The sequence below is a fragment of the Williamsia muralis genome (genome assembly GCF_002735905.1).
Lineage (GTDB): Bacteria > Actinomycetota > Actinomycetes > Mycobacteriales > Mycobacteriaceae > Williamsia > Williamsia muralis_A.
In genome coordinates this window covers 1,186,700-1,201,157 of the sequence record NZ_PEBD01000004.1, presented here as the reverse complement: position 1 = coordinate 1,201,157, position 14,458 = coordinate 1,186,700, and the positions used below count along the sequence as shown (strand labels likewise).

The window sequence follows — 14,458 nt, the reverse complement described above, 5'->3', positions numbered from 1 at the left end:
GGCCGCGCGGAGGCCATACCCCCGGCGGTAAGTCGCTAGTAGCTTAGCCAGCGAACGGCCTCGCGTTCTCGCCGCTAGCGCATCGCACCGCCGCGAGCGGCCAGTTCGTGCCTCAGATCGCCCGCACTCGGCGATCCGTCGGCGCCGAGCGCTTCGAGCAACATGGCCGATGCCCACCGCAGCGGCAGTTGACCAGCGAGTGCGGCTGCATCACCAACTCGCTGGGCTCCCTCGATGGCGCGCGTCGTCTCCCCCGCGCTCGCCGCGGCCGCAGCAGCGATCATTTCGGTCTTGATGCGATGCCGCTGCGAAGGACATCCCCTGGCCACGGCGAGAGCTGCCGACGAGTGTTGTTGTGCGGTTTCGGGGTCACCGGTGTACATCGCGAGTTCGGCCCGGACCCACAGTGAGCGCAGGGCCGGTCGGCCGGACCACACCCATTCGCTGCCCTCGATGCGTTCATGCGAGTCGATCAGGAGGGCGTCGACCCGGTCCAGCAGTCGCGCCGCAGCACCGAACATCCCGCGCCCGAGATCGTCGGCGGCCAGACCGGTGAGTGCGTCGCACCAAGCAGACAACCGGGGTCCGGTGATCGTGGCCGAATCGGACCCTGCCGCCGGAGTCGCGAGCAGGGCCAGTGCCTGTGCGTCATGGTGAACGGCGCGAAAGTGCTCTCCACCTTGGCGCAGATGCGCGGCGCGCGTACTCGCGGCAACGGATCGGAGAACTACGTCAGTGCTGGTGATGGCGATCCGGCGCAACTCGGTAGCCGCCGCGGCGTAGTGGCCGCTGCCGCCCAACGCGACGGCGCGAAACCACCTGTCCCAGCCGTCGACCGCCACTGGAAGTGGGTACTCGTCCGCACTGCCGCCGAAGGCGATCGCGGGTAGTGTGACCTGCATCGCCCTCCTCACATCACGGCGCGGTAACCAAGTTAGCGTGAATTTAACTTACTGAAACCGGGTCAAAAGTCGACTCGACGTCAATCTGAGGTCACCGGAACATTTCCTGCGGGTAAATTGCAGCACTTCGGCGTTTTCCCTCCATACGTGGATCTCAAACCACCGCGAGCTCGGGCGACAGCACTCGAACGGCCCCTGACGTGCGCATACGCCGTCTGCCTTCGCCATGCCCCGACGCCAGTCGCCATCACAAAACAACAGGGCGTCGATAAACAAATGGTTAACATCGCCCGAAGTTCGCGTCTTCAATTGGCGGAATCAAGGCCTGTTGACTCCATTTCCTCGCTTTGCATACGGTGTGCTGGACGTCGAAAACAACGCGGTCTCGACAAGTCAGTCACTATTACGCCTCACCGGCACGTCACAGAGGAGCACGCAGATGCCTCAGCCGAACCACCTTCCCGGACCGAATGCCGACATCTGGGATTGGCAGATGAAGGGCTTGTGCCGCGGTGTCGACTCATCAATGTTCTTCCATCCGGACGGCGAGCGTGGCCGCGCCCGGGCCCAGCGGGAACGTCGCGCGAAAGAACTGTGCCACCAGTGCCCCGTGGTAGCTCAATGTCGCGAACACGCACTGGCGGTCGCTGAGCCATACGGCATTTGGGGCGGCCTGTCCGAGTCCGAGCGCGGAATGCTGATGAAGCGCGGGGTCGGGCGCCGCATCGCGAGCTGATCTTTGCAGGCCCCACGAAATCCAAGCGAAGAAACAAAACAGAATTGGATTTCAATCTCAAACAATTGAGTTTCCACAAAAGCGAGGACGCCTTATCGGCTCCTCGCTTTTGTTGTCAAGACAAATACGAGAAACAACACCCGAACAACCGGTGAACGACAAACGCCCCGGCCGTGGGCCGGGGCGTTCGAGGTCGGGCAACAACTAGTGCGCGTGTCCGTGACCATGACCATGACCGTGGTCGGCCTCGGGCTCGGCCGGCTTGTCGGTGATGGTGCTTTCGGTGGTCAGGATCATGCGCGCCACCGAGGCGGCGTTGACGATGGCCGAGCGGGTCACCTTCACGGGGTCCACCACGCCGTCGGCGAGCAGGTCGCCGTAGGTCAGGGTGCCGGCGTTGAAACCGTGGCCGCGAGGGAGTTCGGCGACCTTGGAGACCACCACGGCACCGTCGGTCCCGGCGTTGGCCGCGATCCAGAACAATGGCGCCTGAGCGGCCTGCTTGACCACCCGTATACCGAGCGCCTCATCACCGTCGACACTGTCGGCGAGATCGTCGAGGACCGCAGCGGCAGCCTGCACGATCGCCGAACCACCGCCGGGAACGATGCCTTCTTCCACAGCTGCCTTCGCTGCCGCGACGGCGTCTTCCACGCGGTGCTTGCGCTCCTTTAGTGCGGTCTCGGTGGCTGCGCCGACCCGGATCACTGCCACCCCGCCGGCCAGCTTGGCCAGGCGCTCGGCGAGCTTTTCCCGATCCCAGTCGGAATCGCTGGCCTCGATCTCACGACGGAGCTGCTCGGCGCGGTTCGCGATGGCGTCCGAGGTTCCCGAACCGTCGACGATCGTCGTGGCGTCCTTGGTGACGACGATCCGGCGTGCGCCGCCGAGCAGTTCGAGCCCGGCGTCGGCCAGGGTGATGCCGATGTCGGCGGTGATGACGGTGCCGTCGGTGACGATCGCCAGGTCCTCCAGGAACGCCTTGCGACGGTCGCCGAAGAACGGCGCCTTGACCGCGACAGCGCGGATCGTCTTACGGATCGAGTTGACCACCAGGGTCGAAAGCGCCTCGCCTTCAACATCTTCGGCGATGATCAGAACGGGCTTGCCGGCTTCGGCGATCTTCTCCAGAAGTGGCAGGAAGTCGGGCAGCGAGCTGATCTTGTCCCGGTAGATGAGCACCAGCGCATCTTCGAGAACGGCTTCCTGGCTGTCGATGTCGGTGACGAAGTACGGCGACAGGTACCCCTTGTCGAACTGCACACCCTCGGTGATCTCGAGGTCGGTGACGAGTCCCGAGCTTTCCTCCACGGTGACGACACCATCGGCGCCGACCCGGGCCATGGCCTTGCCGACCATCTCGCCGACCTCTGCGTCACGGGACGACACGGTGGCGACCTGTGCGATGGCTTCAGCACCCTCCACCGGGGTGGCAGCGGCGAGCAGCGACTCGGAGAGCGCGTCGGCGGCCTTGGAGATACCCAGACCCAGCGCGATCGGGTTTGCCCCTGCTGCGACGTTGCGCAGTCCGCCCTTGACGATTGCCTGCGCCAGGACGGTGGCCGTGGTCGTACCGTCGCCGGCGACGTCGTTCGTCTTGGTGGCAACAGATTTGACGAGCTGGGCGCCGAGGTTCTCGAACGGGTCTTCCAGGTCGATCTCCCGGGCGATGGTGACGCCGTCGTTGGTCACGGTCGGACCTCCGAACGCCTTGGCCAGCACCACGTGGCGGCCGCGGGGTCCAAGAGTCACCTTCACCGCGTCGGCGAGGTGATTGACCCCTCGCTCCAGCGAGCGCCGGGCCTGCTCATTGAATTCGATCTGCTTGGCCATGTGTGTGGCTCCTAAGATTTTGATCGGGTGATGAAACGACAGCCGCCCCGGCTACCCCGCATGGGGACGCCGGGGCGGTGTCGAACCAGAGTTACTTGGAGATGACTGCCAGCACGTCACGCGCCGACAGGATCAGGTACTCCTCGCCGGAGTACTTGATCTCGGTGCCGCCGTACTTGCTGTAGATGACGGTGTCGCCTTCTTTGACGTCGACCGGGATCCGGTTGCCCTGCTCGTTCACGCGTCCTTCGCCAACGGCGACGACGGTGCCCTCTTGCGGCTTTTCCTTGGCCGTGTCGGGGATGACCAGGCCGGACGCAGTCGTCGTCTCGGCCTCATTGGCCTGAACGAGGATCTTGTCCTCGAGCGGCTTGATGTTCACGCTCGCCACGATGTGAGCCCTCCACTTTCGGGGTAGTTCGGGCCCGAAGACCGGACCCTGTTAGCTGTTCGGAACGTATACGGCGCCTGGATCGGTCCCGTCGTCGCGGGTGCCGGAACCTCACTGGGTGCCGACTAGCACTCTATACATGCGAGTGCCAGCACTCAAGGTGAGAGTGTGCGAACTTCTCATACCGGGACCGATACCCTCGTCGCGACGGCGCGGTCGCGACGACGCTCCCATCCGATCAGGCCCAGCGTCGACACGAGGGCGACCACGGTCAGCACTGCGATCACCGTGATGGCCGGGACCATGCCGCCGATCAACTCCCCCGGACGCCCGGGTTCAGCGCTGCCGAGGATCGCGGTGATCACCGCCATCATCAGCGCACCGCCGATCTGGATGCTGGTGTTGACGAGCCCTGAGGCCAGCCCCTGCTCGTCGTCCGGCACCCCGGCGGTGGCCTGGGAGTTGACCGAGGGGAACGTGGCCGCGAACCCGATGCCGAGGAACAGGATGGTCGGTAGCAGGAAGACGAAGTAGTTCATACCCGGCTCCACGCGGAGGAACCACAGGTATCCGATGAGGAACGCCACGAAACCGCCCGCGATGAGCAGCTTGGTGCTCACGCGGTCGAGGACCCGGTCCATGAAGAACGCGCTGGCCACCACGAGCACACCGGCAGGCAGGAACCCGAGTGCCATCTCAATCGGCGACCACCCGAGGGAGTTCTGCAGGTACAGAGTCACGACGAACTGGAATGCCACATAGCCACCGAACATCGCCGCGGCCGACAGGTTGGCGTGCACGAGCGTGATCGACCGCAAGATCCCCAAACGGAGCAGGGGGTGTTTGTGCCGCACCTCCACCGCGATGAAGGCCGCAGCGAGCAGACCCGCGATGACAAACAGGACGATGGTCGACGTCGCTGCCCAGCCGACCTCAGGCGCCTGCACCACCGCGAACACGAGGATCAACAGCGCAGACGTACTCGTGACCGCACCGATGACGTCGAAGTGCGACCAGTTGAACGCCGCGCGTGGCGACTTCGCGATCACCCGGGCGCCCACCACGAGCAGCAGCAGCGCAACGGGGCCTGGGAAGATCAGTGTTGCGCGCCACGACAATTCGGTGAGCAGCCCACCGAAGACGAGGCCCAGGGAGAATCCGCTGGCACCACACACGGTGTAGATCGACAGCGCTTTGTTGCGGGCCGGCCCCTCGGCAAAGGTCGTGGTGATGATGGACAGGCCTGCGGGAACCGTGAAGGCCGCGGCCACACCTTTGACGAAGCGCAGCGCAATGATCAGGGTGTCGATCTCGGTTGCCGCGCTGACGACGGAGGCGACTCCGAACACGGCCAGTGCCGTGAGGAACACCCTGCGACGACCGAGTAGGTCACTGGCTCTACCTCCCAGCAGCAGCAGGCCCCCATAGCCGAGGACGTATCCGCTGACGATCCACTGCAGCTGCGCCTGGTCCATGGCGAGTTCGGAGCCCATCGAAGGGAGCGCGATCCCCACCATCGAGACGTCGAGCCCGTCGAGAAACAGCGCGCCGGCGAGAACGACCAGCAACAACCAGGTCTTGCCGGTCCATCCGCCGGCAGACGTGACGTGCTCGGTGGCCGGCGCGTGGCCGGCCATCGACTCCTTCTCCTTTTTCGTTCTGGGTTCTTGGATCTTCGGGTCTTCGGGTGTGGTTTCAACCGTCATGGTCCAGAACTATATGCATCTGCATCTAATGTGTCTACATAAAATGCAGACGAACATAATGTGGTTGCATCTGATACGATGCCCCTATGTCCACCCCACACCGAAGCGACGATGACCTGGCCCAGGCCTGGCATTCGCTGTCGGTGCGATACCACCGCCTCCAGTGCGATCTGGACCGGGAATTGCAAGCAGCACAACAGATCTCGAACAGCGAGTTCGAGGTTCTCGAGCTCCTCTCAGCCGCGGACGACTGCAAACTCCGGATGAGCGAGCTCGCCGGATCAGTCCACCTGAGTCAGAGCGCCCTGTCTCGTCTCGTGGCCGGGCTCGAGAAAGACGGGTTGGCATGCCGATCCATGTGTCCGGAAGATCGCCGTTCCGTCTTCACACAGCTCACCGACGAGGGGCGAGCCAGATACGAGGCGGCCAAGCCCGTACAGCGGGCCATCCTCCGTGCCGAAGCCGAATGCCATTCATCCGGATCGATCTGCGGCGCAATCGAAGTGAACCAACGCCCACCTAGCTGAACGCCGATCAGTAGTTGCTGACCTGCACCGACAGACCCGGGTCGGTGGCCACCGTCAAATCTGACGGGACTGCCCCACCGGCGATCACGTGAGCACCCAGGGTCGCGATCATCACGCCGTTGTCGGTGCACAACCGCGGCTTCGGAACCCTCAGCGTGATCCCGGCGCCCTCACAGCGTTCGCGTGCGAGCGACCGGATTCTCGAGTTCGCAGTCGCGCCGCCGCCGAGCACCAAGGTGTCCACACCGACGTCTCTGCATGCCCGCACGGCCTTCATGGTCAGTACGTCGGCCACCGCTTCCTGAAAAGACGCCGCGATGTCCGCGACGGGCGGCTCGACACCATCACGGCGGCATTGCTCCACGTATCGGGCAACCGCAGTCTTGAGACCGCTGAACGAGAAGTCGTGCCGCGCATCTCGTGGACCGGTCATGCCCCTGGGAAACCGGATGGCGTTCGGATCACCCTGTGCTGCAGCCGCATCCAGCGCCGGGCCACCCGGGAACCCGAGGCCCAGCAAGCGGGCCACCTTGTCGAACGCTTCACCGGCGGCGTCGTCGACCGTCGTGCCCAACTCCACGATGGGCGCACCGAGGTCGTCGACGTGCAACAGGTGTGTGTGCCCGCCCGACACCAACAGCGCCACGCAGGGCGGCATCGGGCCGTGTTCGAGGGTGTCCACCGCAACGTGACCGCCGAGGTGGTTCACCGCGAACAGCGGCACATCCCACGCCGCCGCATAGGCTTTCGCTGCCGCAACCCCTACGAGCAGCGCACCGGCAAGTCCCGGACCGATGGTCACCGCCACGGCGTCGGGCACTCGGATGTCCGCCGTCGCGAGCGCACGCCGCATGGTGGGGACAATGGCTTCCAGATGTGCGCGGGAGGCGACTTCGGGGACCACTCCCCCATATCGGGCATGCTCATCGACACTGGAGGCCACCTCATCGGCCAGCAGTGTGGTCGTACGGTCGGCATTCCACCGGACGATTCCCACGCCTGTTTCGTCACAGGAACTCTCGATACCCAGGACGATCATGGTCGGCCTCCCTCGGGCGGGGCTGATCTCTGCTCACGCCGCATTGTGTACGCGTCTGCCCCGCTGGGCTGGTAGTAGCCCTTCCGGATTCCCACGATTTCAAAACCGTTGCGGCGGTACAAGTTGATGGCCGCCTCGTTGTCGGTGCGCACCTCGAGGAACACCGGCGCACGACGCTTGTCCGCGATCTCGAGCAGCGCCGCGAGCAGCTCCCGCCCGTGACCGTGTCCCTGATGCTCCGGGGCGACCGCGATCGTGTGGATCTCACACTCGTGGTCGCCCGCCGGTCCGAGCACGGAGATACCCGCGTAGCCGATCAGGTCGTCGCCGTCTCGGGCCGCGAAGTAGTGATTGTGGGGTGTCGAGATCTCGGCACGAAATGCTTGCGCGGGCCACGGCGAATCGCCCGCGAACAGCAGGCTCTCGATGGCCGCGCAACGGGACGCGTCGCGAGGCAGAAGTGGTCCGATCTCCACTTTCGACGAGGTCATTTCTTGCGGTCCTTGAGTTCCACGGCATCCGGTCGACGAAGGTACAGCGGAGTCAACGGCGCGGGTGGCGTCCTCGACAGGAGTCCTGGCAACGCCACCTGAACCAGTCCGATTGCCGTGGGAGCCGTGGCGGTGAGCACTGGGTAGTCGAAAAGCGCTGCATGAGCGGGGGACCCGGCAATCGCGTCGATGGTCGCCGAGCCCGGCGAGGTCGCCGCTGCGTGCCCGAGTGCGGCAGCGAGATCGGCGGGAGCCATGACGTCGGGACCGTCGGTACGGGCGCCGCGTGTGTACCGCGCCCAGTAGACCTCTCGACGGCGCGCGTCGGTGACAACAAGAAGGGAGTCGACGTCGCTCGCGGCGACCGCGATCGCGTCCAGCGAGCACACACCGTGGACATCGACGCCCAGCGCATCGGCGAAGGCAGCGCCGGTGGCCAGCCCGACACGCAATCCGGTGAACGGTCCGGGACCTTGTCCCACCACGACTGCGTCCAGGTCTGCCCTGGCGACGCCCGCTTCTTCGAGGCATTCCAGGATGCGGGTGGTGAGGATCTCCGCATGCCCCCGCGTGGTGGTCTCGACACGTTCGGACCTCACTTCGAGCCGGCCGGGCGGTGATCCGGCCGTGCCGGTATCGAGTTCCACGATCCCGGTCACGACCTCGGGCGTTGCGGTATCGACTGCGAGGACAAGCACGATCAGCCAGCCTACCCGTGACGGCCGACGTGCCGTGGCGACCGGACGTCGCCGACCGCTTCAGCCGCGGGTGACCCAGCCGTAGTCGACGGTGCGCTCATCGGTGTCGAGGTCACGGCGCAGGCGAACGAGCAGATGACGTCCACTCAGCCGTTCCGCCACCCCCTCCCCCCACTCGACGACGACCACGGAGTCGGTGAGGTCGGTGTCGAGGTCGAGGGCGTCGAGTTCCTCCAGACCACCCAGCCGATAGGCATCGACGTGAACCATCGCCGGCCCACCTCCGGGCCCCGGCCGGTGCTCCCGCGCGATGATGAACGTCGGTGAGGTGACCCGACCCCGCACGCCGAGACCTGCTCCGATCCCCCGTGCCAGAGCGGTCTTGCCCGCGCCGAGTGGCCCGTCGAGGATCACCAGATCTCCCGCGCCCAGGCCGGCGGCCAGGGTACGTCCGAACGCCTCGGTGTCCTGCACCGTCGGCAGGATCTCCTGCTCGAATCCCGCCTGGTCGTCGGACGTCACGGTCGCTGTACCCGCCCGACGAGCTCGCTGATCGCGTCGTTGACTGGCGGCGGGTTCTCCATCATCACCATGTGGCCGCACTCGGCAACGCCGATCAGTTCGCAGTTCTTGCCCAGACGGTTGTGCAGTTCCACCGAGTTCGCCACCGGCGTGACCTTGTCTTCGTACCCGCACACGACCATCGTCGGGATCGCGGAGAGCACCGGCAGACCGGAGGTCTCGTCGTGCTCCTCGAGAGCACGCAAGAAGTTGACGACCGTGTCGATCCTGGTGTTCTGGATGACCGATTCGGTGAACTCGATCACGGCGGGTGAATGGTACGTAGAGCCGAAACTGCCCGCGGTCAGCACCGGGGCCATCAGCATCCTCGTCACGCCCCGGCCTGCCTCCACCGCTCGCGGGGCCTGCCGGACGGACAATCGGAAGGCGTCGACCAGCGGATTCTGCAGTCCACGACCCAACCCGGCCTGCGTGATCCCGTGGGCTGCGCTGGCCACGAATCCGGCACCGACCACTTTCGACCCGAACAGTTCCGGCCGTCTGCTGGCCAAGGCCATGATCGCCATGCCGCCCATCGAGTGCCCTACCAGCACCACGGGTCCATTCGGAACGATAACGCGCAGAACGGTTTCGAGGTCCGCGGCCATCTGCGTGATGGTGCACGAGCCCGCGGCCGCCTGCGCGGACTCACCGTGCCCCCGGTGATCGAAGAAGACCATGCGGACATCGTCGCCCCATGTCTGCGCGAGATCGCGGCGCTGGAAGTGCCACGTGGACATGCGCAGGCAGAAGCCGTGGACAAAGACGACGGTGAGCGGCGCATCTCCCGGACCAGCTTCCCGAACGGCCAGCGGCACACCATCATCGGCGACCACGATGCTCGGGCGATCGTTGTAGATCGACCCGAAGTCCTCGATGGAGTTGGGGTCGGTGGTGGGATGCCGCCGCGTCAGCGAACGCGCTGCCGCCCCCACGGCGAGAGCGCCCAGAGTCGCGATGCCGGCGGTACCGGCCAAGATCTCCCAGCGTCCGGTGCGCTCCATCAGCCGGGCCCCGTCGCGACGGGTGTGTGGCGGCCGTTCGAAACCGGCGCTGGAGCACCGACATACGTCCGCACCGCCCGCCCACGGATTCCGGAGACGATCTCGTAGTCGATGGTGCCGATGGCCTCGGCCCACTCGAGAGCGGTGGGGCCACCATGCTCCCCCGTCCCGAACAGCACAGCGCGATCGCCCACTTCGACACCGCCGCCGTCCGCGCCGAGGTCGACGACCATCTGATCCATACAGACCCGTCCGACATTCGGAAAGCTCCGGCCGTTGATGTGCACCCGCAGGGTGTTCGACAACAGTCGCGGGACCCCGTCCGCGTAGCCTGCCGGCAACAACGCAACGGTGGTGTCGCTCGGTGCGGTCCACGTGTGACTGTACGAAACACCTTGGCCTGCCGGGATCTTCTTGACCGACAAGACTTCAGCCGAGAGAGTCATCACCGGGATCAGACCGAAGTCGCCGAGGTCTGGGGCGGGCGATCGGCCGTACACGGCGATGCCGGGCCTGGCGAGGTCTCGGCTCAGGTCAGGCCTGGTGAGCGTGGCCGCCGAATTGGCGATGTGCACAACCTCTGGTCCCACGCCGACGCGGCGCAGGTCGGCCACGGCCTCGTCGAGGCGCTCACCTTGCAGGCTGTTGAGTGGATGGCCGGGCTCGTCCCCGCGCACGAGGTGGGACATCACTCCGCGTAGCACGATCGATTGCTCCGCCGAGGCAGTTGCGACGGCGTCTCGCAGCTCGTCCCACTCATCTGCCGCCACCCCGTTACGCGCCAGGCCTGTGTCGACCTTCACGGTGACCGACGCGGTACGTCCCGCCGTGCGAGCCGCCTCGACGACCGCGGTCAGCTCGCGGGGTGAGGAGACACCGATCTGCACATCGGCCTCGATCGCGGCATTGAAGTCCGCCGAACCGCCATGCAGCCAGGCCAGCAGAGGCGCGTCGATCCCGCCCCGGCGCAACGCCAGCGCTTCGTCGATGGTCGCAACCCCGATCTCGGCTGCACCGGCGCTCATCACCGCGGCAGCGACCTGCACGGCGCCGTGACCGTACGCGTCCGCTTTGAGCACAGGCATCAGCGCAGCGGTGGTGTGTGACTGTAGGACCTCGATGTTGTGGGCAACCGCCGACAAGTCGATGCGGGCCTCGAGCGCCGGAGAATTCATCGCCCACCATTGTCGCACTCGACACCACCGAGGAGGGCACGCAAGGTGGGTGACACCGCCGCCAGCAATGCCGACGCACCGATCGGGGCATTCCCGCCGCCGTGGTTCGGCCCTCCCGCAGACGCTGCGATCGCCGCCAGCGCATGTACTCGCGCTCCCGCAGCCGCGGCAGACGACGGTTCCAGACCGGCGGCCAGCAGACTGCCTGCGATGCCCGACAGCACGTCGCCGGCGCCGGCCGTGGCAGCCCACGACGATCCTGCGTCGTTCACCAGTACCTGCCCGGAGGGATCCGCGATCAGTGTCGCCCGCCCCTTGAGGAGCACGGTCGCACCCAGTTCTGCCGCGAGATCCTTCACGGCCGCGATCCGGTCGACGCCGGGGGGCTGTCCGGTGATCCGGGCGAACTCGCCGGCGTGCGGGGTGATCAAGGTGGGTGCGGTGCGGGTGGTCACCAGCTCACGGTGGGTGGCCAACAGTGTCAGTCCGTCCGCGTCGACGAGCACGGGCAGGTCGGTGTCCAACACGTGTCGCAGTCGCCTGATCCCGGTGTCATCGGTTCCGGCGCCGGGCCCGATCACCCACGCCTGCACCTTGCCCGCCTTCTCCGGCTCATCGCTGGCGACAACCTCGGGGAAATGCGAAAGCACCTGCGACGCCGCCGTTCCGACGTACCGGACCATTCCTGAGGTGGCGGCCACGGCTGCCCCACTGCACAACACGCCGGCCCCTGGATAGCGCGCCGAGCCCGCGACGACACCGACCACTCCCTGGCTGTACTTGTCGTCCGACGGTCCGGGCACCGGCCACATCGCGGCCACCTCGGCGTTGCTCATTTGCCGCAATGCCGGACGGTGAGCCTCGACGCCTATGTCGGCCAACACGATCCGGCCACACTGCGGTGCGGCGAGCACGTGAGCCACCCGGTATTCGCCGAATGTCACTGTCACCGCGGCACGCACGGCCGGGTCATTGACCTGCCCGGTGTCCGCATCGACCCCTGACGGGATGTCCACTGCCACGATGGGCGCGGTGAGCTCACCGACGATCCGAGCCGCTTCCGGGCGCAGTGGTCCCGACCCGCTCAGCCCCACGATGCCGTCGATCACCACATCGACGTCGGGCGAGAAGCTGTCGGTGATGCGCCCGCCGGCGCCGCGGAATGCGGCGAGACCGCTTGTGTGGGTGCGGTCGCCGGCCAGCAGGACAGCCCGCACGTCGACGCCCCGGCGGCGTAGTAGCGCGCCCGCGAACAGAGCGTCCGCCCCGTTGTCGCCGGCTCCCGCAAGCACACCGACCTTACGTCCGTAACAACTACCCGATCGTGACACCAGTTCCGCCGCAACCACATCCGCGACAGCGCGAGCCGCACGACCCATCAACACCCCGCGCACCAACAGATCTCCGGTCGCAGCCTCGGCGGCCCGGATCGAGTCGGCGGTGAAGTAGTCGATCATCGCCCCACGTGGCCTATTCGACGGTGACGGACTTGGCCAGGTTGCGCGGCTTGTCCACGTCGTACCCGCGCGCCTGAGCGACAGCCGCAGCGAAGACCTGCAGGGGCACAGTCGAAACCAGTGGCTGCAGCAACGTGGGCGTCTGCGGGATCACGATCAGATGGTCGGCCACACCCCGTGCCGACTCGTCACCTTCCTCCGCGATGACGATGGTGGTTGCTCCACGCGCCTGGATTTCCCGGATGTTGCTGACCATCTTCGAGTGCAGCAATGCCCGCCCTGTCGGTGAGGGCATCACGATGATGACCGGAACGCCGTCTTCGATCAGCGCAATCGGCCCGTGCTTGAGCTCACCGGCAGCAAAGCCCTCGGCGTGCATGTACGCGAGTTCTTTGAGTTTGAGTGCGCCCTCGAGCGCGACGGGGTATCCGACGTGGCGCCCGAGGAACAGGACGGTCCCGCGGTCGGCCAGGTCGCGGGCCAGCGCACGCACCGGCTCGACCGTCTCGAGCACTGTGGCGACCGCGGCCGGCATCGCTTCGAGCGCGGCGTACTCGCGTGCCACCTCATCGGGATACTTCGTACCCCTGGCCTGTGCGAGTGCCAGACCCACCAGGTACGTCGCCGCGATCTGCGCGAGGAAACACTTGGTGGACGCCACCCCGATCTCAGGTCCGGCGTGGGTGTAGAGCACGGCGTCGGATTCTCGCGGGATCTGCGCACCATTGGTGTTGCAGATGGCCAAGACCCGGGCCTTCTGTTCTTTGGCGTGCCGGACCGCCTCCAATGTGTCGGCGGTCTCGCCCGACTGCGAGATCGCGACCACAAGGGTGGAACGATCGAGAACCGGGTCGCGGTAGCGGAATTCGCTGGCCAACTCGACCTCGACCGGCAGGCGCGTCCAGTGTTCGATGGCGTACTTCGCGAGCAACCCCGCGTGGTAAGCGGTGCCGCAGGCGACCACGAAGACCTTGTCGATGTCGCGCAGGTCGTCGTCGGTGAGTCGCTGCTCGTCGAGGATGATCCGGCCGTTCTCGAAGTGCCCGAGCAGGGTGTCGGCGAGAGCCTGTGGCTGCTCGGCGATCTCCTTCAGCATGAAGAAGTCGTGCCCGCCCTTTTCCGCCGCTGCCAGATCCCAGTCGATGTGGAAGGGCTTGCCGGATTCTTCGTTGCCTTCGAAGTCGGTGATCGTGTAGTCGTCGGCGGTGATCACGACCACCTGGTCCTGGCCGAGTTCGACAGCCTCACGAGTGTGTTCGATGAATGCCGCGACGTCGGAGCCGACGAACATCTCGCCCTCGCCCACACCCACCACCAGAGGAGTGGACCGGCGCGCGGCCACGATCGTGTCGGGGTGGTCCGCGTGCGTGAACACGAGCGTGAACGCACCCTCGAGCCGGCCCAGCACCGCATACGCGCTGTCGACGAAGTTCCCCGCCGTCGAACCACTGGCGTATTGCAGAGCCATCAGGTGGACGGCGGTCTCGGTGTCCGTGTCGGACGAGAACTCGATGCCGGCCTTCTCCACCTCTTCCCGCAGGACCGCGAAGTTCTCGATGATGCCGTTGTGCACCACGGCGATCTTGCCGTCGAGGCTGGTGTGCGGGTGCGCATTTCGGTCGGTCGGCCGCCCGTGGGTGGCCCAGCGCGTATGTCCCATACCGGTGGAGCCCGCGAATGCTTCGCGGCCGATGGTGGCCAGTTCCTTGTCGAGGTTCTCCAGCCGTCCGGCCTTCTTCTCGACTGCGGCATGTCCGGCGCCGTCGAGGATTGCCACACCAGCGGAGTCGTACCCGCGGTATTCCATCCGGCGCAGGGCTTCCACGACAACCTCGAGGGCGTCGCGTCTGCCCACGTATCCGACGATTCCACACATAGTGCTACAGGGTACTTGCCACGCACGGATACACAGAAGTCGCTGGTGAAGTGCCAATTCTT

The 14,458-nt window shown here is 66.1% G+C and carries 14 protein-coding genes; 2 read left to right on the top strand and 12 right to left on the bottom strand.

The genetic code is table 11. From position 1 onward, the window contains the following. Positions 1-74: 74 nt before the first annotated feature. Positions 75-902 (bottom strand): hypothetical protein, encoded by an 828-nt coding sequence (locus tag CSW57_RS06330; RefSeq protein ID WP_099381868.1) that lies wholly within the window; start codon positions 900-902, stop codon positions 75-77. A 439-nt stretch (positions 903-1,341) separates the two neighbouring features. Here CSW57_RS06330 and CSW57_RS06325 point away from each other — a divergent pair, with 439 nt between their 5' ends. Beyond that, a complete protein-coding gene (locus CSW57_RS06325; protein WP_031333284.1) occupies positions 1,342-1,638 on the top strand; it encodes a WhiB family transcriptional regulator in 297 nt (98 codons plus the stop codon). A 204-nt stretch (positions 1,639-1,842) separates the two neighbouring features. On the opposite strand, the gene groL is transcribed toward CSW57_RS06325, so the two are convergent. The 3 genes from groL to CSW57_RS06310 form a co-directional block, all read right to left on the bottom strand. Beyond that, positions 1,843-3,471, bottom strand: coding sequence for a chaperonin GroEL (groL, locus tag CSW57_RS06320; RefSeq protein WP_099381867.1), 1,629 nt, complete (start codon positions 3,469-3,471; stop codon positions 1,843-1,845). 91 nt (positions 3,472-3,562) lie between these two features. Further along, positions 3,563-3,862 carry a co-chaperone GroES gene (groES, locus tag CSW57_RS06315; RefSeq protein ID WP_030171070.1) on the bottom strand — a complete coding sequence of 100 codons (300 nt, stop codon included), beginning with the start codon at positions 3,860-3,862 and terminating at the stop codon, positions 3,563-3,565. A gap of 179 nt (positions 3,863-4,041) precedes the next feature. Beyond that, positions 4,042-5,499 carry an MFS transporter gene (locus CSW57_RS06310; protein ID WP_223249088.1) on the bottom strand — a complete coding sequence of 486 codons (1,458 nt, stop codon included), beginning with the start codon at positions 5,497-5,499 and terminating at the stop codon, positions 4,042-4,044. Between the two features lie 155 nt (positions 5,500-5,654). Between CSW57_RS06310 and CSW57_RS06305 the strand changes: the two genes are divergently transcribed. Beyond that, the gene (locus CSW57_RS06305; RefSeq protein WP_099381865.1) at positions 5,655-6,095 is read left to right on the top strand and encodes a MarR family winged helix-turn-helix transcriptional regulator; all 441 of its coding nucleotides are present in this window, start codon (positions 5,655-5,657) and stop codon (positions 6,093-6,095) included. Between the two features lie 7 nt (positions 6,096-6,102). Here the strand turns inward: CSW57_RS06305 and tsaD are convergent, their stop codons facing one another. From tsaD to glmS, 8 genes are read right to left on the bottom strand one after another with little or no spacing between them, the layout of a single operon-like run. Then, entirely contained in the window at positions 6,103-7,134 is a 1,032-nt protein-coding gene (gene tsaD / locus CSW57_RS06300; RefSeq protein ID WP_099381864.1) for a tRNA (adenosine(37)-N6)-threonylcarbamoyltransferase complex transferase subunit TsaD, read from the bottom strand. Beyond that, on the bottom strand, positions 7,131-7,625 hold the full coding sequence (rimI, locus tag CSW57_RS06295) for a ribosomal protein S18-alanine N-acetyltransferase (protein WP_099381863.1): 495 nt from the start codon (positions 7,623-7,625) through the stop codon (positions 7,131-7,133). The genes tsaD and rimI overlap by 4 nt, the downstream gene beginning before the upstream one ends. Then, positions 7,622-8,323 (bottom strand): tRNA (adenosine(37)-N6)-threonylcarbamoyltransferase complex dimerization subunit type 1 TsaB, encoded by a 702-nt coding sequence (tsaB, locus tag CSW57_RS06290; RefSeq protein WP_099381862.1) that lies wholly within the window; start codon positions 8,321-8,323, stop codon positions 7,622-7,624. The genes rimI and tsaB overlap by 4 nt, the downstream gene beginning before the upstream one ends. Positions 8,324-8,383: 60 nt before the next feature. Further along, positions 8,384-8,845: a tRNA (adenosine(37)-N6)-threonylcarbamoyltransferase complex ATPase subunit type 1 TsaE gene (gene tsaE, locus CSW57_RS06285; protein WP_099381861.1), complete on the bottom strand. Its 462-nt coding sequence runs from the start codon at positions 8,843-8,845 to the stop codon at positions 8,384-8,386. Continuing rightward, a complete protein-coding gene (locus CSW57_RS06280; protein WP_099381860.1) occupies positions 8,842-9,888 on the bottom strand; it encodes an alpha/beta fold hydrolase in 1,047 nt (348 codons plus the stop codon). The genes tsaE and CSW57_RS06280 overlap by 4 nt, the downstream gene beginning before the upstream one ends. Beyond that, a complete protein-coding gene (gene alr / locus CSW57_RS06275; RefSeq protein ID WP_099381859.1) occupies positions 9,888-11,063 on the bottom strand; it encodes an alanine racemase in 1,176 nt (391 codons plus the stop codon). The genes CSW57_RS06280 and alr overlap by 1 nt, the downstream gene beginning before the upstream one ends. Next, a complete protein-coding gene (locus CSW57_RS06270; RefSeq protein WP_099381858.1) occupies positions 11,060-12,520 on the bottom strand; it encodes an NAD(P)H-hydrate dehydratase in 1,461 nt (486 codons plus the stop codon). Before CSW57_RS06270 ends, alr begins: the two co-directional genes overlap by 4 nt. 13 nt (positions 12,521-12,533) lie before the next feature. Next, positions 12,534-14,396 (bottom strand): glutamine--fructose-6-phosphate transaminase (isomerizing), encoded by a 1,863-nt coding sequence (glmS, locus tag CSW57_RS06265; RefSeq protein WP_023962003.1) that lies wholly within the window; start codon positions 14,394-14,396, stop codon positions 12,534-12,536. Positions 14,397-14,458 lie beyond the last annotated feature (62 nt).